The organism is Amphibacillus sp. MSJ-3 (genome assembly GCF_018919165.1).
GTDB lineage: Bacteria > Bacillota > Bacilli > Bacillales > Amphibacillaceae > Amphibacillus.
On record NZ_JAHLQM010000041.1, the window covers coordinates 1 to 17768 of the forward strand.

Consider the following 17768-nt stretch of genomic DNA (forward strand, 5'->3'; position numbering starts at 1 on the left):
CAGGGAAATTCACTTGTTTTCTATATAAAAATGAAAATGACGCTAGTGAATTTCCACCCCATTTCATCTCCAAAGAGAAATGGGATTTTTCTTCACCAACGTCATATATTATAGAACCTTTTAATTTGCTTGATATAAGAAACTCGAACGATCAAGAAGTAAACCATTTGAATGATAAAGAAACTGCTAAGGACAACAGTGGATTCCTTCACTAAATTGTAATCAAACAAATGGGATAATGCTGTAAGGGCGACAGCCCCATGGATTATAGCAAGAACAATTGGCGCAAAGAATAATATGGCTGTTTGTCGGGTAATCACTTTCTTTAATTCTTTATTTGTAAGTCCTATTTTAGCAATGGCTGCGAATTTTTCCTTATCTTGATCAAGATCTGTGAATAGTCTAAAGTAAAGAAAACTACCAGCCGAAACAAAGAAGACAATTCCAATAAATAAACCAATAAATAAGATTGGACCATACGATTTATTAACTGTGTAGATCATATAATCAAGTGCTTGGAAATGATAGGATGATTGGACATTCAAAGCTTCTGTTAATTGTTCCCCTACTTCAATAACATCCGCTTCTTTCCCATCTGTCACATTCCAAACTGTTTTTCCCTCTGTTCTTACAGGATCAGGTAATCGTTGATAAACTTCATCTGATACAACATAATGAACATCTGTGACTGGAAGAACATCGCCATCGACTACATCTTTTAACACGAGTGATAGACCACTCTCAAGTTCGATCGGTTGATCAATCAATGGATCATCAACATAACCACCTATTATTGCTGCACTTTGCCGAACACCGACAATTTCATTTTCTTCAAGTTGAAGCAAATTTCGATTTAAAAGCTGGGCAAACTCATTATACATTGATTCGCTAGCAATAAAGATAAGCTCTTCATCAACTGTTTCGAAATATTGGAGTGTAACAGATACCTGTTCTGCTTCAAGCTGGTTTTTTTCTAGTAACTGATTAACCGTTTGGAGATCTCTTTCAATTTCCTCATTAGTTTGTTCATCATCTTCATAATAGGTAAAGGAATAAGGATTAGCCACTTTTAAACCGCTTGTCAAATAAGACTGTAAACCAAATAAAGTTCCAATCGCACTAAAAGCAACCGTAGAAATAATTGCAACCATAAAAAAGGTTCGAGCATTATCTTTCATTCGATAAGATAAGTCTGATAGTAAAATCATATTTGTCTTCTTCCAAAAAAACTTTTTCCGTTTTTTCAAAAGGTTAATGAGAAAGACACTTAATTGTGTAAATAAGAAGTAGGTTCCAATGGTCACAACAATAATAACAGGGATCATCGCAGCAATAACTTCTACCCCTTCAACCCTTATCGCTGTCACATATCCAATTGCTATTAGTGAAACAGCAAGAAATGTTAAGAGTTTTGATGCTTTAGGTTCCTTTTTAGGTTGTTGATTCGCTTTAATCAATTCTGCTAACTTCTTCGAACGAAGCACAAAAGTTACAAAAAATGAAATCACTAAAAATAATAACATGAATGATCCAAAGGATATCACCATTGCCCATAATGGGAAATAAAAATATAATGATTCTTCGATAACTAAAATATTTTCAGCAATTAATAAAATAAACTTTGAAAACACGGTTCCAAGCAATATACCGATCACTGTTGCAAAAATACCGATAAACATATTCTCTAAAAATACCATGAATCGAATCTGACGCATTGTCATTCCTTGTAACATCAATAAACCAAATTCCTTCTTCCGCGATTGTAAAAATGACCCCATGGAATATAGGACAAAGAAAAACGAGAAAACATATATAATTCCACCCGCTACACCCATACCGAAAAGTGCATATTCATTAATATCCCCTTGACTAAAAACAGGATGAAAAGCAAACATGGCAAAGGTGAAAAAAACAATAACAGTAAACATACTACTTAGAAAATATGCCGCATAGATCCGTTTATTGCCTACCACATTATTAATCACGAATCGACGAAAAGTCATGGTCATCCCCTCCTAAGAAGGAGAGCGTATCAATAATCTTTTGGAAAAAGGCTTTCCGGTTTTCTCCTTGGTGAATTTCTGAATAAAACTGACCGTCACGAATAAAAATAATCCGATCGGCATAACTAGCTGCCTGGGGATCATGGGTGACTAGAAATATCGTCGCCTGTTCTTGCTGATTCAATCTCACTAACATCTCCATGACATCTTTAGACGCCTTTGAGTCCAAATTCCCTGTCGGTTCATCTGCCAATAATAATTTAGGATGATGAATCATGGCCCGCGCAATGGCTGCTCGTTGGGCCTGCCCACCGGAAATCTCATAAGTGCGTTTATTCATAATCGAAGATATCCCTAATGTCTTTGCGATTTCATCGGCTTTTCGATTCATTTCTTCAACGCCTTCCCCATCCAAGGTCAAAGGTAAAACAATATTTTCCCTGACCGTTAAGGTATGAAGTAAATTGAAATCTTGAAAAACGAAGCCGAGTGATCGGCGCCGAAATTTAGCTATTTCATTTCGATTCAATTGATAAGGATTATTCCCTTCAATTAATACGGTTCCTGTTGTTGGTTCATCAATCGTTGCAATCATATTTAATAGGGTGGTTTTCCCACTGCCAGACGGCCCCATGATTCCAATAAACTCACCTTTCTGAATATCTAAATTAATATTTGTTAATGCTCGGTAAGCCACCTTACCTTGATAAACTTTGCTCGCCTGTTTAACTTGAAGCATCTACACTCGTCCTTTCCTCAATAGCTTATACATCTATACTAATCCTTTCGGTCATTTTCAACGATCGATTATCCTTTCATTCAGCTTACAAAGATGTAAGGTTGGCAACTCTATCAATTAATCGTCTGTGTTTCTGTAAAGATCATGCGAAAAGTTGTTCCAGTATCAAGGGTCGATTCAACTTCAAGGTGATGCCCTAAGTAATCAGCAATTTCCTTCGATAAATAAAGTCCCATTCCAGTCGATTCCCGAAACTTCCGTCCATTGTCACCCGTGTAAAAGGCTTGGAAGATTCGATTTTTATCATGTTCTGGAATCCCAATCCCTTGATCCCTTATCGCTAAAATTGCTTTACCTTTTTGTTTACATAAAATGATATCAATCCGATTGCTTTTCCCGTTTGTATATTTGACAGCATTATTTATAAGCTGATCAATGATAAAGAAAAGCCATTTTTCATCAGTTTCAACGATTAGATGCTCATCTTTAATGATGAGATGTGGATAGACCTCATTTCGAATGTAAAAACGTTTATTAATCTGATTAACTTCTTGTATCAGTCTTTCCAATTCAACCGGTTGAATATGAAAATCATCTTCAATCGTTCGCATACGTGCCATATATAGGACAGTATTTAACCCCTTCTGTAAGCGTTCGGTTTCTTCTCTAATATTCGATGACTCTGGCTCATCCAATTCTTTTGCAGTTAAATCAATCACTGAAAGCGGTGTTTTCATTTGATGTACCCAACGATCGATAAACTTCAAATGATTGACTTGATCGTTCTCCGCATCTTTAAGCTGTTTCATAAATAATTGATATTGTGCCTTTGTTAAGCAATCTAAGGCCTGCCCAACTGGAGTATCATCTGTTGTTTCAAGTAACTCCTGCAAATCAGTTGAATGTACTGATAATTTCTGATAATAATGTCGTCGACGATAATAATAAGCTGATAGATAAACGAATAAGATAAAAAGGTTGATAAAAACACCATATAACAAAATCGCATAATCATTGAAACGAGTTAAAGAGATCATCAAACAAAATAAAGTCATTTGAGCAAACTGGGTAAATAGAAGTCCTAAGTGGTCTTTAATAAATAACTTCATCATTGATTCCCTTTCCATTTCACATTTAACCTATAACCTGACCCTCTAATCGTTTCAACCACATTATCAAGCCCAAGTTCCCTTAGCTTTCTTCTCACCCTTGTCATATTGACATTTAGTGTGTTTTCATCAACAAAGGCCTGATCATCCCACAATTTTTCCAGCAGATCTTCTCTTCCCGTTACCCTTGGATGCCGTTCAATTAAAAGCTCTAATATATGTGCCTCATTTTTGGTAAGCTCAACGGATGCATGATTGAAGTGTAATTCATAACGCTCAGGATATAGCTTTAGGTTTTCTAATTGTAAAACTCTTTCTTGTTGCTTTCCAGCATACTCTCCATATGCACGTCTTAATTGACTACGAATTTTTGCAATCACGATATCTGGCGAAAAAGGTTTGGTAATGTAGTCATCTCCACCATTTTCAATCGCCATGACTTGATCCATCGCTCCTGTTCGTGCAGAAATAAAAATGACGGGGCAAATTGAAATATTTCTGATCTGACGACACCAATAAAAACCGTCATAGTATGGAAGATTAACATCTAACAAGACAAGATCTGGCTTATGCACTTGAAAAGTTGCAATAATATTATCAAACTGTTCAATTGAAATTACTTGATAATTATATTTAGAAATATATCCTGCCAAATAAGCTGCAATTTTAGGATCATCCTCAATAATCATAATTTTTTCCACAACGATCCACCTCAATCTTTATTCTTTATTATTATTAGAACATTTTACACTTTTAGATACAATGAAAACAAAGCTCAACTCTAATTAATCTTTCCATTTTACAAATAAGATTTATTTCATTTATAATGAAGATATTAAAAGATGGATAAGTTAATATTATATAGGAGGTAGGTAAATGGGGAATAAAATTAGATTAGGTATCGTTGGATTTGGAAATTTAGGTAAAGGTGCAATTGAAGCAATTAAACAAACTGATGATATGGAGCTAGTTGCTGTCTTTACACGGCGAGATCCAAAAGATTTAAGACTTGATGAAGAAAATATCAAGGCTTTACATATTTCTGACGCAGAAAATTATCAACATGATATTGATGTCATGTTACTTTGCAGTGGTTCTGCAACAGATTTACCTGAACAAACTCCACAATTTGCTAAGTTATTTAATACAGTAGACAGTTTTGATACACACGCTAAAATTCCAGAGTTTTATCAAACAGTTGATCAAGTGGCCAGTAAAAGTGAAACGACCTCAATCATTTCAGTTGGCTGGGACCCTGGTTTATTTTCAACAAACCGCATCCTAGCAGATGCCATTTTACCAAATGGCGAGAACTATACTTTTTGGGGAAAAGGGTTGAGCCAGGGACACTCTGACGCCATCCGCCGAGTAAATGGAGTGAAAAATGGTGTTCAATACACCATCCCCTCCGAGCAGGCAATTGACAAGGTTAGAAGTGGTAATAACCCTAAACTCTCAACAGCTGAGAAACATCATCGAGTTTGTTTTGTCGTTGCTGAAGAAGGTGCCGATAAAACAGCTATTGAAAATGAAATAAAAACAATGCCTAACTACTTTGCAGATTATCACACAGAAGTGCATTTCATCTCAGAAGAAGAATTGGAACGTAACCACTCAAAAGCACCGCATGGTGGATTTATGATTCGAGGTGGACAAACTGGGTTAGATAATAAACATATCTACGAGTTCTCACTCAAGCTAGATAGTAATCCCGAATTTACGGCGAGTGTCCTTGTCGCCTATGCTAGAGCAGCATACCGGTTAAATCAAGACAAACAATACGGCGCAAAAACTGTGTTCGATGTAGCCCCGAGCTATATCTCCCCACGGTTACCAGACGAATTACGTAGAGACTTTCTATAAATTTTCACTCAGTTGAGAAAAAAGCGCTCAGAAGAAAAGACTGGTGAAACTTATGGTCAAGGCTAAATTGATCTTGAACCATTCTTTCAGTCTTTTGAAGGCAAATTTGGATTTTACTCACTTATCTTTAAGCGTAAATCCAAAGTACTCAATGAAGGTCGATTTGCACTAATGGTAATGAATTTAGGAAAGTTCACCACCATTAACAATGGCTAAATTGGGCGTTGAAATCTATAAAACAAAAAAAGATGGTTCTAATTACAATTTTCATGTAATTAGAACCATTTTTCATGATTAGAGCCTAGTTTTGTCTCAGTCTCTTGTTTTATAGAATCTCACTTTCTTTAAATAAGATACTCAACCTCTTGACCAGAATCATTAAGATAAACAATTTTCCCTTGGTTTGTCTTTAGATCGACATTTAGAGTACAGCGGGCATCATCTTTTTCAAATAATAATTTTACTTGATGATCATCACTTGGTAGGACCTCAAATCTTCCATTAAATGCGGGGTACTCATTTCTAAAACGAATGAGTTTATTCAGGCGTTGAACAACTTCTTTATCCAATGCCGCTTCAATTTGGGCTAAAGTAAAATTCGTCCGGTTGATCTCACGCCCTTCACCTGTTGCCCTCACCTTCTCATCGTCATTCTTGCCAGCTAGTAAACCGACATAATAAACCTGTGGAATACCAGGTGTAAAAAACTGAAGCGCTCGAGCTACTAAATAGGCATCATCATCTTCATTTAGCACTGAATAATAAGTACAACGAATTTGGTGGACATCAAAACCATCTTTATCTTTGTGCTCATCAGACAAAATCAAACTCAGGTTAGATCCACGGGCAACTGTCTCATCAACTAAACTTCTCGCTTCTTTCGTATTAATCAAACCATCTAAATCAGGTTTAACAGGAATACCATCATGACAATCCAACATTGTAAATTGATTATGAGGCCGATCCTTTAAATAGGCTTTTAAAGCTGTTGAATTTTTATTAATCATTGTCTCTAATATTCGATAGGGTAAAATAAAATCATAAATCCAATAGCCTCTTTCAGCTAATTTATATTGAATTTCATAATGTGCATGTATTTCTGGTAATAAAGCGATCTCCCTTTGATCAGCAACTTCTTTAATCCATTCTAAAAATTGATAAATCTCCGGCTCTACAAAAAAGCAACTTGTACCAATTTTCTTAACGACATAACCAACAGCATCTAAACGAACAATACTAACATTGTTCTTCTTAAAATGATCAAAGAAGTCAATAAATAATTGTTTTACTTTATCTGAATGAATATCTAAATCAATTTGTTCACTGGGATCTGTTTTGCCAAATGTTGTCCAGACCTGTTCTTGTTCATTTGTTTCTTCAATCGTAAACGTAGAATAAGGTCGTTCCCGTCTCAAAAACATTTGATCTATGTCTTCCTGCTTCGGCTTACCATCCGCCCAAATTTTATCAAGAGTAATAAAGTAATCTGCATATTCCGAATGACGACCCTTATTCAAAAAATCTTGAAAATATGGTGATTCTTTCGAAATATGGTTAACCATTAAGTCGAGTAAAACATCAATTGATTCTCCAATCGATTTAATGTCTTCCCAATCACCAAATTCAGGATCGATCTCTAAATAGGTTAATGGAGCAAATCCACGGTCACCTGATGATGGAAATGGGGGAAGAATATGAACGCCACCAGGAAATAAATCTTTAAATTTACTTTCCAATAAATATTTTAAACTTTTTAAATCACCACCCAAGGAATCTGGGTAGGTAATTAATTGTACTTTATTATTTAATGTCATCATATGCCTCCTCTGACAAAGACAGTTTTTTATAATGTGGTAAATCAACGACTGCACCTGTATATTTTAGCTTGTAGGCACTAACTTTAAAACCAATATTCAATGCCTGTTCTATTGTTTCCCCTTGAGTTAATCCAACATAGAAACCGGACCAAAATGCGTCTCCCGCTCCAGTTGTATCAACGACTTTTTTAGCAAAACTAGGGTAGTATCTTTTTTTACCTTCGATTGAAACAATTGCACCTTCTGCCCCTAAGGTCATAATCACAAAAGGACAACCAAGCTGATGGAACTTTTCAATTTGATTTTCCGGTGTATCAAGACCAAATAACCGCTGGGCATCGTCATCCGAAGGTTTTATAATATCCGCATAACTTATCATCTCTTTAATAAACTCTATTCCATCTTCCGCATCATCCCAAAGACTTTTGTGATAGTTCGGATCAAAACAAACAAGGGTCTGATCCTTCCGAGCTAATTCAATCACTTCTTTAACTATATTTCGTGATTCAGGCCTAGAGATTGGCCATGATGAAAAATGGATGATTTTTGTTTGTTCAACCTCTTGTTTCAATTGATCAGTCAGTTGCAAATGATAATCTGCGCCACGGTAAAAAACAGGGATTGGTGTTCCTTTACTTTTATTAATAGCAACCATACTTGTTGACTGTTTAACTTGTTGGATAAGTGATGTATCCATTCCCTGTTTTTTTAAATGCCCAATTAAGAAGTCACCAAAGGCATCAGTACCAACAGCAGCACAAATTTGAGACTGACCACCTAAACGTTTGATATTCATCGCAATATTAGCTGGTGATCCACCAAAATAAGCATTAAATCGATTATCACTCATCAGATCGGCATAACTCGTTGAAATCAGATCAACGAGTATTTCACCGATAGCCAAAACATCAATCTTTTTATTCGAAAACTCCAATCTATCATTCAGTTTAACTGGAAACCACATCGTCGATCGTAACTCCTTCCATTCATTACTCGTCATCAAAACCTAATACCATCGTAACTACAAAAGGTACAATGATTGCAATAGCCATCATGATTAGGCCGTTAATAATATTGGCAAAACCATTATTATCAGCTAAGGCTAATGCAGACATAATACTATTATTTAACACATAAATCCGGACATAAGTAATACCTGCATAGAGACCAGCTATACCTGAACCAATCACAGCTGCCAGCATTGGCTTTTTCAATTTCAATGTCACACCATACATAGCTGGTTCTGTAATACCCATTAATGCGGAAATACCTGCTGCCAAACTAACTTGTTTACGATCTTTATTTTTACTTTTAACTGAAACAGCTAGGGATGCACCAGCTTGTGCCAAGTTAGAACACACTTGGGCTAATAAGATTAAGGAATCATAACCAGTTACCGCAAAGGTAGACAAGAATATCGGTGTTAAGGCATGGTGCATTCCAGTCATTACAATAAACGGCATTGCTGCAGCTAAAATAGCGACTAGAAGAAATCCTAAACTAGATTCCAAAGCTTCAATTGCTAACGCTAATAGATCACCTGCATAAGCTCCTAATGGTCCAACGATAATTAAGGCAATCGGTGCACTTATTAATAAAACAAGAGTAGGATCTAATAATATTTTTAAGACTTTTGGTGTCACACGCTCAACAAACTTACTAATATATGACATCACCCAGATCATCAAGATCGCTGGGATCACTGAATAGGCATAATCCACGCCTCTAATCGGCAAACTAAAAATTGAAATCGGGTCTCCACTATTCACCCATTCAACAAAATTCGGATGCATTAACACACCAACGACAACAACTGCTATTGATGTATTGACTTTGAACTTTTGACTTGCAAAAATCGCTAATAAGATGGGCAAAAAGTAAAAGGTTGCATCCCCAATAATATCAATGATTCGATAAGTTGCCGATTCAGGTGATAACCATTCAAAAGTATTAATCAGAGCTAAAAGAACCTTGATCATACCGGCTCCAGTTAAAACAGGAATTAATGGCGTCATTGTTCCTGTAATAGCATCAATTATATTATTGAAAACGCCCTTTTTCTCACTCTCAGATTCTGTTTGCTGGTCACTTAATTCACCTAACAAGTTTGATATTTCCTTATAAACATTGGCTACTTCATTACCAATAATAACTTGATACTGAGATGGCGTTCTTTTCTGTCCAACGACCATATCAACATCTTTTAACTTATCTTGATCTACTTTATCATAGTCCTTCAATTTGAAACGTAATCGTGTAGCGCAATGTGTTAATTCACTAATGTTCTCTTTGCCACCTACATATTCGATAATTTGCAAACTACTTTTCTTTATGTTTGTTTTCATTTTTCCAACTCCTCTATTCCTTAACATTTAATCGGTCTAAATAGTTCCATTTGTTTTAATTACTTTCTTATACCAATCAAAACTGTCTTTACGATATCGTTTGTAGCTACCATTACCTTCGTCATCAGCATCAACATATATGAGACCATATCTCTTACTCATTTTTCCTTCACTTACACTGACTAAGTCGATCAGTCCCCACATCAGGTAACCTATTAGTTCAACGCCATCTTCTTCTACTGCTGAAATCATATTTTCAAAATGCTCTTTCAAATACTTTATTCGATAATCATCATGTATTTTGCCATCCACTAACTGGTCTTCATAAGTACCAAGTCCATTCTCAACAATAAATAATGGCAATTCATAGCGATCATATAATTGATTTAGTGTGATTCTTAATCCTAATGGATCAACTTGCCATACACTATTAGACTTCGGTAAATACGGGTTTCTAACCGTATCAGGCCCATTTCTTTTCACCTTTTCAACATCACTATCCTCAGCTGCGCTACATGCACTCGAATAATAACTAAACGATAGAAAGTCAACTGTATTGTTTTTCAAGATGATAAAATCCTCTTTTTCTGTTTTTAAAGCAATCTGTTGTTTGTCAAAATACCGAGCTAAAAAGTTAGGATATTTACCTTTTACCTGAACATCCGAAAAAATTAAATTAAATTTATCACTTTCAAAAGCAGAAAATACATCTTCGGGTTTACTCGTATAAGGATAAGTCTTCGCAGCAGCCATCATGCAACCAAATTTAAAATTAGGGTTAATCTCTTTACCTATTTGGATTGTCTTGGCATTGGCCAACAATTGATGGTGTGTCGCCTGATATTTCTTTTCCAGTTTATTTTCACCCTTAGTAAAAGTTAAACCAGCACCAATAAAAGGAATGTGCATAGTCATATTCATTTCATTAAAAGGGATCCAATAAGTTACATATTTCGAGAACCTTTTCATAATCACTGTTGCATATTTAATATATAAATCAACAATTTTTCGATCATACCAACCACCATATTTCTTGATCAGATGTAGTGGCATATCAAAATGACTAATCGTAACAATAGGTTCGATTTTGTTTGCTCTCAGCTTTTTAAAAATATCATCGTAAAATGCTAATCCTTGCTCATTCGGTTCGTCCTCTTCACCCGTTGGAAAAATTCTCGACCATGCTATAGACAATCTAAAACTGTTAACACCTAGTTCTGATAATAATTCTATATCACTCTCATAGGTTTTATAGAAGTTATTTCCGCGTCTACCGGAATAATAATCATGGACTTCATCTAAGAAATTATCTTGATCAAGATAAACATCCTCTAAACGTCTTGAATCTAGAGGTAACATATCAAAATTCGTTAAACCTCGGCCATCCGCGTCAAAATGACCTTCAGTCTGATTGGCGGAAATTGCACCACCCCATAAAAATGACTCCTTTAATACCATAATTAATCCAGCTCCTTTAATGTTCTCTAACTGTTGAATATCTAAAGTTAATGAGTAATTCCATCAATAAGTCGTTTAATTTAATTTAGAAAAGCTTTTCATAACTTTAATTAAGAATTACCTGTCAACTGAAATTCGATCAGAAAAGCTAAATTTAAAATAACACCTTTCTGAAAATATGTCAATCGTTTTCATATTGTTTTATAATTATTAATTAGTGGATTCTATTAAAATTATACTTAATTGTATTACGCATACATCATATTTATATGTTAAACGTTTGACATACCATATTTTGCATTGATCAGATAAGAAGCTTTCTTTGACACAAATAAAATATCATTATATAATTATCTCGAATTCGAAATTATAATATGACATCTATTAGTATTGTCATCGTTTCTTGCGATTTAACTAGCCATTAGGCCGCTTGAAGAATTCGGAGGAAACTAAGGGATTCTAAGTGGGAGATCAACCGACAGCCTGATTGGCTCAAGAGCCTTTAGGTCATACCCTTGTAGTAGTAACAAATGTTTTTCACTTGGGCGGGTAAACGCAAATCACTTCGGTGGGATGAGTAAACGCAAATATTTTCGATGGGCAGTCCCAGTTCCTATCAATTGGAGAAAAAGACAGACTAAACCCACCAGGTCCTGTCATAAGGTGTGCATAACCAACATCCTATAGCCCTAATCCCTACTTATTGAAGTTTCACTTTATTGTGCTCAAATCCAATATTTTTAATTCAATATTACGAATTGTTGCGCCATGAAATAGAATAAAAATTTTTTTATAAAGAGGAGGTCATACTTTGTTAAGTTTTGATCCAAAGCAAATTTCAGAACGACAAAACTATCAACTATTAATTGGAACAGTAATCCCTCGACCAATCGCCTTTGTGACAAGCATCGGTGAAGAAGGAACAATTAATGGTGCACCATTTAGCTACTTCAATATTATTTCATCAAATCCGCCACTAATTTCTCTAGCCATTCAAAGAAAAAATGGACAATTGAAGGATACAGCAAATAATATAAAAAGAAATAAGGAATTTGTTGTTCATATCGTTGATGACGAAAATGTTAAACAAATTAATCAAACAGCTGCATCACTCCCATCAAATAAAAGTGAACTCGATCAAGCCAATTTAACTCATGTTAAAAGCAAGGAAATTTCAACACCTGGTATCAAAGAAGCAAAAGTTCGTTTCGAATGTACTTTGGAAGAGGCGCTAGAATTAGGTGAGGAAGGTTCTGTTGGAGTGGATCTATTAATTGGTAGAATTGTTCAATATCATATCAGTGAAGATATTTATCAGCAAAATCATAGAATTGACCATAATACTCTTCAAGCAGTCAGTCGCTTAGCCGGACAAAATTATGCCAAAATTGGCCCTGTTTTTGAATTGGAAAGACCAGAATAACCTTTAGAAATAAAAGCCAATAAATATTGAGAGAGGGAAAAGCAACTCCCAATCGAAGAGACTAACGTATTTATTAACATTAAGCAACGAAAAAACTTAGCTATTATTCACAACAAAAAAAGGGTTATTGTTGATAAAAAGACATCAACAATAACCCACGTAATTATTTAAGACAACACATATCTGAATCTCATTTTTTATTCCAGATTCAACTATTTACAAATTAATTTCCCTTGTTCAATCCTATATTCTAGATCAGCCACACTTTCAATAAAAGTTTGATCATGTGTTATAAATATAATTGTTCCTTGATAAGAAGTGACAAATTGCTCCAAAGCTTCAATTGTCTTTACATCCAAAAAATTAGTTGGCTCGTCTAACAAGAGAATATTATAGCGTCCTAAAAAGAGCTGAGACAGTTGGAGCCGAATTGCCTCACCACCACTCAAACGACTAACCTTCTTTTGAAGATCTGTTCCAGTAAACAACATCACATGCAATACTGTTCTTAGCAAGCCTTCATCGTAGTCTGACCGGTGTTTCAAAAAATCAAATACAGTTTCATTTGTTGAAAACTGATAAGACATTTGTTCGAAATAACCAAACTTCGCTTTTGGGGAAATCGTCAATCCAGGATTTCGATTCGCAATATAACCTAGAAGTGTGCTCTTTCCACTTCCATTTGGTCCAGTTATCGCAATTTTCTTTCCAAGTGGAAATTGAAAGCTTATATCTTTTAAAAGTACCTGATCACCAACGGAAACATTTAATCGATCAGCCATAATCGGAAATTTATTGTGTAGCTCTACATACTTAGATTGTGGGAAAAGAATTGAGCTTTCATCTTCTACAGGATCAATCTCAACAAGCTTTTCTATTCTTTGTTCAATTGCTTTAGCAGCACGAACAATTCCCTTCTCACTTGTTCCTTTAGATTTTGTCTCAAACATTCGATTGGCTTTCGACTTTGCTTCACGCTTTGATAAACGCCCAGCTTGTGCAATCTTATCTGCCTTCAGCATTTTTTCCCGGGCAGCCTTTTCTAAACGCCTTTTTTCTTTAATAAATTGATCATAAGTTAGACCCTGCTGGTTGCGCTCTAATTTTTTAGCTTTAGCATAATCACTATAATGACCAGAATAAACGGTTATTTTTGCATCTTCTATCTCCCATATCGTTGTCACCAGTTCATCTAGTACAGCACGATTATGGCTAACAATCATTAAGGCACCGTAATAATAACGTAATTCATCCAGTAAGTACTGTACACCTTCCTGGTCTAAATGTGTTGTCGGCTCATCAATTAACATAGCTTGATGATAATTAGAAAAGAGTTGTGCTAATTTTAATCTCGTCAATTCACCACCGCTTAGATGATCCATTTGAGCAGGTAGATGTAATTTACCTTGTAGTCGCCGATCAACTTGATAATCTTTCGGCATCTCCATTTGTTCAAAATAATCGAAATCAACATAGCGTGTGACTTTTCCTTTTGTCGGGGTGTTTTTAGTTTTTTACTACTTCTTTGAATGGTAGACTATCTAAAAAAGGCTTTTTTACTGATTTTAAAGTACTTAAGATTTTTTAACTAAGTTCCGTTTTTTTATTTAATGGGACAATGTTGGGACAAATCTAAAAAATTCTAGTTATTTCTCCCTCTTCTCACTTGAAATTAAATTATAGCTTATAATATAACTAATGTAATCAGAATAAAAATGAGGTGACCTTAATGAAATATTTTATATCAGATACACATTTTTTTCATGAAAATATCATCAAGTTTAGCAACCGTCCTTTTGATGATGTAGAAAAAAATGAATCAAACAATGATCAATAATTGGAATGCTGTCATAGGAAAAACAGATGAAGTTTACATTTTAGGTGATCTAGTTGTTAGGGGTAATGGAAAACAAGCAAATGAAGTTTTAAAGCAATTAAACGGAGTAAAATACCTAATTAAAGGTAATCATGAACATTATCTAGATGATCCAGATTTTGATAATTCCCATTTCGAATGGGTCAGGGATTATTATTCATTTAAGTATAATAAACAAACAATAGTACTGTTTCACTATCCAATATTGGAGTGGGATAAGTTTTACAACAATTCAATTCATTTGTATGGACACGTTCATAACAAGAAGAAAGAGTATCTTAGAAATATTCTGGGAACTAGAGCTATTAATGTAGGTGTAGATGTAAATGAATTTTACCCTATTAGTATAGAACAAGTTTTAAGCATAGTGAAAGCAAGAGAAAGTAAATTGCTCTAGTGATTGTTACCAAATTAGTCCCAAAATAGAAAGTAAAAGCCTAGACGCTGTTAGGTCAACGTTTAGGCTGTTTCCTCTACTATTCTCACTCAATAATTTTATAAAACGATATATTGTAACTGCTAGAATATAATTAACAAACGGGGGTGCGGACTATAAAAATGAATAAAAAGGTTATGGCCCTTTTTTTGAAGATTTATTCGACAAAATGCCGAACAATATAGATAAGCTTGCATTTTATAGCCCATCATCAAAATACAAGGTCATCAGTAACACAAACGTTAATAAGCTTTTAGCGAAGACATTGGTTGACTTAGGCATTGACACCATCACTATCCATGGATCAAGACACACGCACGCTAGTATTTTACTTTATAAAAAAGTGTCCGTTAACTATGTAAGTGAAAGATTAGGACATAAAAACGTTGAAACCACTTGGACAACCTACTCACATATTTTAAAAGAGATGCGCGCCCAAGATGAAAAACAAACGCCAAAAATATTGGATAGCATGATTGGATAGCTTGTCACTTTTTTGTCACTTCAAAAAAAATAAAGTAAGATATTTTAAGTTATTCTCAAAAATAAAAAAAGCCTACAAACATTGTCATATCAACGTTCATAAGCAATTCCGCAATATAAAAGAGTACCGGCGGTCGGGGTCGAACCGACACGTCCTAATGGACACGGGATTTTGAGTCCCGCGCGTCTGCCAATTCCGCCACGCCGGCATATCATTGGAGGCGGTAACCGGATTTGAACCGATGATAAAGGTTTTGCAGACCTCTGCCTTACCACTTGGCTATACCGCCCATAGGTTTACTTATCATCAAAAAACAAAAATGGAGCGAAAGACGGGATTCGAACCCGCGACCCCCACCTTGGCAAGGTGGTGTTCTACCACTGAACTACTTTCGCATTAATGGCTGGGCTAGCTGGATTCGAACCAACGAATGACGGAACCAAAAACCGTTGCCTTACCGCTTGGCTATAGCCCAACATATATAAGTCAATATATAATATATGATTAAAGAATGGGGCGGCCGGTGGGGATCGAACCCACGCGTGCCGGAACCACAATCCGGTGCGTTAACCACTTCGCCACGACCGCCATCAGTATGAAAAACAGGGGTAGTAGGAATCGAACCCACACTGGAGGTTTTGGAGACCTCTGTTCTACCGTTAAACTATACCCCTATGTAAGGAAAACTAATTAAAATGGTGGAGGGAGTAGGACTCGAACCTACGAACCCGATGGGAGCGGATTTACAGTCCGCCGCGTTTGGCCAACTTCGCTATCCCTCCAATAGAATGGTGGCTCGAGACGGAATCGAACCGCCGACACACGGATTTTCAGTCCGTTGCTCTACCGACTGAGCTATCGAGCCAAGGAATTGTTGAATTATAAATTATTGAATTAATGGCGGTCCGGACGGGACTCGAACCCGCGACCTCCTGCGTGACAGGCAGGCATTCTAACCAACTGAACTACCGGACCTTTTTGCTTTTTTAAAAGCTAAATGTACATATTCCTATTTAAACAAAAATGCTAGGAGATTATCAATTATTTATAAAAGTAAACTACTAATAATTTACTTGTGGTAATCATCACTCATTGTAGCAAGTGGAATATTTTTGGTTGCGGGGGCAGGATTTGAACCTACGGCCTCCGGGTTATGAGCCCGACGAGCTACCAGACTGCTCCACCCCGCGATAATAATAAAAAATCGAATCTTTTTCACCAGAATCTAAATACTAATCAATACAAGTCCTATATGATGGAGGATGCAGGGCTCGAACCTGCGACCCCCTGCTTGTAAGGCAGGTGCTCTCCCAGCTGAGCTAATCCTCCAATGGACTAGGATATTTACTATTATAATAGATATCCTCCAAAGGTTATTGATGACCCGTACGGGATTCGAACCCGTGTTACCGCCGTGAAAGGGCGGTGTCTTAACCGCTTGACCAACGGGCCTATGTAAGAAGTTGAAAATAAGGTTTACATGGCGGAGAGCGAGGGATTTGAACCCTCGAGACAGCTTAACACCGCCTACACGATTTCCAATCGTGCTCCTTCAGCCACTCGGACAGCTCTCCATTATGGCTCCACAGGTAGGATTCGAACCTACGACCGATCGGTTAACAGCCGATTGCTCTACCACTGAGCTACTGTGGAATGGAACAAGAGCCTAGCGACGTCCTACTCTTGCAGGGAAAACCCAACTACCATCGGCGCTGAAGAGCTTAACTACTGTGTTCGGTATGGGAACAGGTGTGGCCTCTTCGCTATTGTCACTAGATTGTAAGGCATATTCCAAGTGTTTATTTACAAGGACAAGATATATTATATGCATTTTAAAACTGAAATGCAAGTGTTTTCAAATAAAATTCACTTTTATTGAAAAAATTATCATAGTCTAACTAGTAAACCTTCAAAACTAGATAAGAATTGCATCTGACAAGTGATATCAAATTGCGGATGATTCCGCTTTTTGTTTAATCCAGCTCAAACTCCTAATAGCTAGCGTATAGTTAATCCATCCCTTTGCACAGAAGTTCACTGTGCTTAGGTCTGTCTTATCTATCCGTACGCTATTGGACAGTCGTTTTCGCTTTTTATTTTAGTTAAGTCCTCGATCGATTAGTATTCGTCAGCTGCACATGTTGCCATGCTTCTACCTCGAACCTATCTACCTCATCGTCTCTGAGGGATCTTACTCTAATGATGGGAAGTCTCA

At 36.1% G+C, this 17768-nt stretch carries 13 protein-coding genes, 14 tRNA genes and 2 rRNA genes; 4 read left to right on the forward strand and 25 right to left on the reverse strand.

What is annotated here, in order from left to right; genetic code table 11:
• Positions 1-101: 101 nt before the first annotated feature.
• The 4 genes from KQI76_RS10485 to KQI76_RS10500 all read right to left on the reverse strand — a co-directional run bounded on the left by KQI76_RS10485 (position 102) and on the right by KQI76_RS10500 (position 4552).
• On the reverse strand, positions 102-2003 hold the full coding sequence (locus tag KQI76_RS10485; protein ID WP_216400265.1) for an ABC transporter permease: 1902 nt from the start codon (positions 2001-2003) through the stop codon (positions 102-104).
• The gene (locus KQI76_RS10490) at positions 1978-2742 is read right to left on the reverse strand and encodes an ABC transporter ATP-binding protein (RefSeq protein ID WP_216400266.1); all 765 of its coding nucleotides are present in this window, start codon (positions 2740-2742) and stop codon (positions 1978-1980) included. The genes KQI76_RS10485 and KQI76_RS10490 overlap by 26 nt, the downstream gene beginning before the upstream one ends.
• A gap of 113 nt (positions 2743-2855) precedes the next feature.
• On the reverse strand, positions 2856-3851 hold the full coding sequence (locus KQI76_RS10495; RefSeq protein WP_216400267.1) for a sensor histidine kinase: 996 nt from the start codon (positions 3849-3851) through the stop codon (positions 2856-2858).
• Entirely contained in the window at positions 3851-4552 is a 702-nt protein-coding gene (locus KQI76_RS10500) for a response regulator transcription factor (protein WP_371817676.1), read from the reverse strand. The genes KQI76_RS10495 and KQI76_RS10500 overlap by 1 nt, the downstream gene beginning before the upstream one ends.
• A gap of 175 nt (positions 4553-4727) precedes the next feature.
• Between KQI76_RS10500 and KQI76_RS10505 the strand changes: the two genes are divergently transcribed.
• Positions 4728-5714: a diaminopimelate dehydrogenase gene (locus KQI76_RS10505; RefSeq protein WP_216400268.1), complete on the forward strand. Its 987-nt coding sequence runs from the start codon at positions 4728-4730 to the stop codon at positions 5712-5714.
• Positions 5715-6058: 344 nt separating this feature from the next.
• On the opposite strand, the gene gtfA is transcribed toward KQI76_RS10505, so the two are convergent.
• The 4 genes from gtfA to KQI76_RS10525 are packed head-to-tail and all read right to left on the reverse strand — an operon-like array spanning position 6059 to position 11334.
• The gene (gene gtfA, locus KQI76_RS10510; RefSeq protein WP_216400269.1) at positions 6059-7528 is read right to left on the reverse strand and encodes a sucrose phosphorylase; all 1470 of its coding nucleotides are present in this window, start codon (positions 7526-7528) and stop codon (positions 6059-6061) included.
• Positions 7515-8495 (reverse strand): carbohydrate kinase family protein, encoded by a 981-nt coding sequence (locus tag KQI76_RS10515; RefSeq protein WP_216400270.1) that lies wholly within the window; start codon positions 8493-8495, stop codon positions 7515-7517. The genes gtfA and KQI76_RS10515 overlap by 14 nt, the downstream gene beginning before the upstream one ends.
• A gap of 25 nt (positions 8496-8520) precedes the next feature.
• The gene (locus KQI76_RS10520) at positions 8521-9876 is read right to left on the reverse strand and encodes a PTS transporter subunit EIIC (protein WP_216400271.1); all 1356 of its coding nucleotides are present in this window, start codon (positions 9874-9876) and stop codon (positions 8521-8523) included.
• Between the two features lie 36 nt (positions 9877-9912).
• Positions 9913-11334, reverse strand: a complete 1422-nt coding sequence (locus KQI76_RS10525; protein ID WP_216400272.1) for a glycoside hydrolase family 1 protein — start codon at positions 11332-11334, stop codon at positions 9913-9915.
• An 811-nt stretch (positions 11335-12145) separates the two neighbouring features.
• On the opposite strand from KQI76_RS10525, the gene KQI76_RS10530 reads away from it, so the two are divergent.
• Entirely contained in the window at positions 12146-12757 is a 612-nt protein-coding gene (locus KQI76_RS10530; protein ID WP_216400273.1) for a flavin reductase family protein, read from the forward strand.
• 212 nt (positions 12758-12969) lie between these two features.
• Here KQI76_RS10530 and abc-f read toward each other — a convergent pair whose 3' ends face one another.
• Positions 12970-14199 carry a ribosomal protection-like ABC-F family protein gene (gene abc-f / locus KQI76_RS10535; protein ID WP_371817677.1) on the reverse strand — a complete coding sequence of 410 codons (1230 nt, stop codon included), beginning with the start codon at positions 14197-14199 and terminating at the stop codon, positions 12970-12972.
• A gap of 372 nt (positions 14200-14571) precedes the next feature.
• Here abc-f and KQI76_RS10540 point away from each other — a divergent pair, with 372 nt between their 5' ends.
• Together KQI76_RS10540 and KQI76_RS10545 are read left to right on the forward strand one after the other, a co-directional pair.
• The gene (locus KQI76_RS10540; protein ID WP_216400275.1) at positions 14572-15030 is read left to right on the forward strand and encodes a metallophosphoesterase; all 459 of its coding nucleotides are present in this window, start codon (positions 14572-14574) and stop codon (positions 15028-15030) included.
• A gap of 208 nt (positions 15031-15238) precedes the next feature.
• Positions 15239-15553 (forward strand): tyrosine-type recombinase/integrase, encoded by a 315-nt coding sequence (locus tag KQI76_RS10545; RefSeq protein WP_216400276.1) that lies wholly within the window; start codon positions 15239-15241, stop codon positions 15551-15553.
• A 124-nt stretch (positions 15554-15677) separates the two neighbouring features.
• Here the strand turns inward: KQI76_RS10545 and KQI76_RS10550 are convergent.
• The 16 genes from KQI76_RS10550 to KQI76_RS10625 all read right to left on the reverse strand — a co-directional run.
• A tRNA-Leu gene (locus tag KQI76_RS10550) sits at positions 15678-15761 on the reverse strand.
• A 7-nt stretch (positions 15762-15768) separates the two neighbouring features.
• Positions 15769-15842 (reverse strand) — tRNA-Cys (locus KQI76_RS10555).
• Positions 15843-15873: 31 nt separating this feature from the next.
• Positions 15874-15948, reverse strand: a tRNA-Gly gene (locus tag KQI76_RS10560).
• A 5-nt stretch (positions 15949-15953) separates the two neighbouring features.
• A tRNA-Gln gene (locus tag KQI76_RS10565) sits at positions 15954-16028 on the reverse strand.
• A gap of 37 nt (positions 16029-16065) precedes the next feature.
• Positions 16066-16141: transfer RNA gene (locus KQI76_RS10570), tRNA-His, on the reverse strand.
• Positions 16142-16156: 15 nt separating this feature from the next.
• Positions 16157-16227, reverse strand: a tRNA-Trp gene (locus KQI76_RS10575).
• A gap of 22 nt (positions 16228-16249) precedes the next feature.
• A tRNA-Tyr gene (locus KQI76_RS10580) sits at positions 16250-16335 on the reverse strand.
• Between the two features lie 7 nt (positions 16336-16342).
• Positions 16343-16418 (reverse strand) — tRNA-Phe (locus KQI76_RS10585).
• Positions 16419-16451: 33 nt separating this feature from the next.
• Positions 16452-16528 (reverse strand) — tRNA-Asp (locus KQI76_RS10590).
• Between the two features lie 138 nt (positions 16529-16666).
• A tRNA-Met gene (locus KQI76_RS10595) sits at positions 16667-16743 on the reverse strand.
• Positions 16744-16809: 66 nt separating this feature from the next.
• Positions 16810-16882 (reverse strand) — tRNA-Val (locus tag KQI76_RS10600).
• Between the two features lie 51 nt (positions 16883-16933).
• Positions 16934-17005: transfer RNA gene (locus tag KQI76_RS10605), tRNA-Glu, on the reverse strand.
• A gap of 29 nt (positions 17006-17034) precedes the next feature.
• Positions 17035-17127, reverse strand: a tRNA-Ser gene (locus KQI76_RS10610).
• 4 nt (positions 17128-17131) lie between these two features.
• Positions 17132-17206: transfer RNA gene (locus tag KQI76_RS10615), tRNA-Asn, on the reverse strand.
• Positions 17207-17217: 11 nt separating this feature from the next.
• Positions 17218-17330: ribosomal RNA gene (rrf, locus tag KQI76_RS10620) — 5S ribosomal RNA — on the reverse strand.
• Positions 17331-17651: 321 nt separating this feature from the next.
• Positions 17652-17768 (reverse strand): 23S ribosomal RNA (locus tag KQI76_RS10625); the annotation flags it as partial.

What these genes read in the sequence shown, in the direction of transcription:
- KQI76_RS10485 (WP_216400265.1), bottom strand. Translation starts at nt 2,003, where the DNA reads ATGACTTTTCGTCGATTCGTGATTAATAATGTGGTAGGCAATAAACGG.
- KQI76_RS10490 (WP_216400266.1), bottom strand. Translation starts at nt 2,742, where the DNA reads ATGCTTCAAGTTAAACAGGCGAGCAAAGTTTATCAAGGTAAGGTGGCT.
- KQI76_RS10495 (WP_216400267.1), bottom strand. Translation starts at nt 3,851, where the DNA reads ATGAAGTTATTTATTAAAGACCACTTAGGACTTCTATTTACCCAGTTT.
- KQI76_RS10505 (WP_216400268.1), top strand. Translation starts at nt 4,728, where the DNA reads ATGGGGAATAAAATTAGATTAGGTATCGTTGGATTTGGAAATTTAGGT.
- gtfA (WP_216400269.1), bottom strand. Translation starts at nt 7,528, where the DNA reads ATGACATTAAATAATAAAGTACAATTAATTACCTACCCAGATTCCTTG.
- KQI76_RS10515 (WP_216400270.1), bottom strand. Translation starts at nt 8,495, where the DNA reads ATGTGGTTTCCAGTTAAACTGAATGATAGATTGGAGTTTTCGAATAAA.
- KQI76_RS10520 (WP_216400271.1), bottom strand. Translation starts at nt 9,876, where the DNA reads ATGAAAACAAACATAAAGAAAAGTAGTTTGCAAATTATCGAATATGTA.
- KQI76_RS10525 (WP_216400272.1), bottom strand. Translation starts at nt 11,334, where the DNA reads ATGGTATTAAAGGAGTCATTTTTATGGGGTGGTGCAATTTCCGCCAAT.
- abc-f (WP_371817677.1), bottom strand. Translation starts at nt 14,199, where the DNA reads ATGCCGAAAGATTATCAAGTTGATCGGCGACTACAAGGTAAATTACAT.
- KQI76_RS10540 (WP_216400275.1), top strand. Translation starts at nt 14,572, where the DNA reads ATGAATCAAACAATGATCAATAATTGGAATGCTGTCATAGGAAAAACA.
- KQI76_RS10545 (WP_216400276.1), top strand. Translation starts at nt 15,239, where the DNA reads ATGCCGAACAATATAGATAAGCTTGCATTTTATAGCCCATCATCAAAA.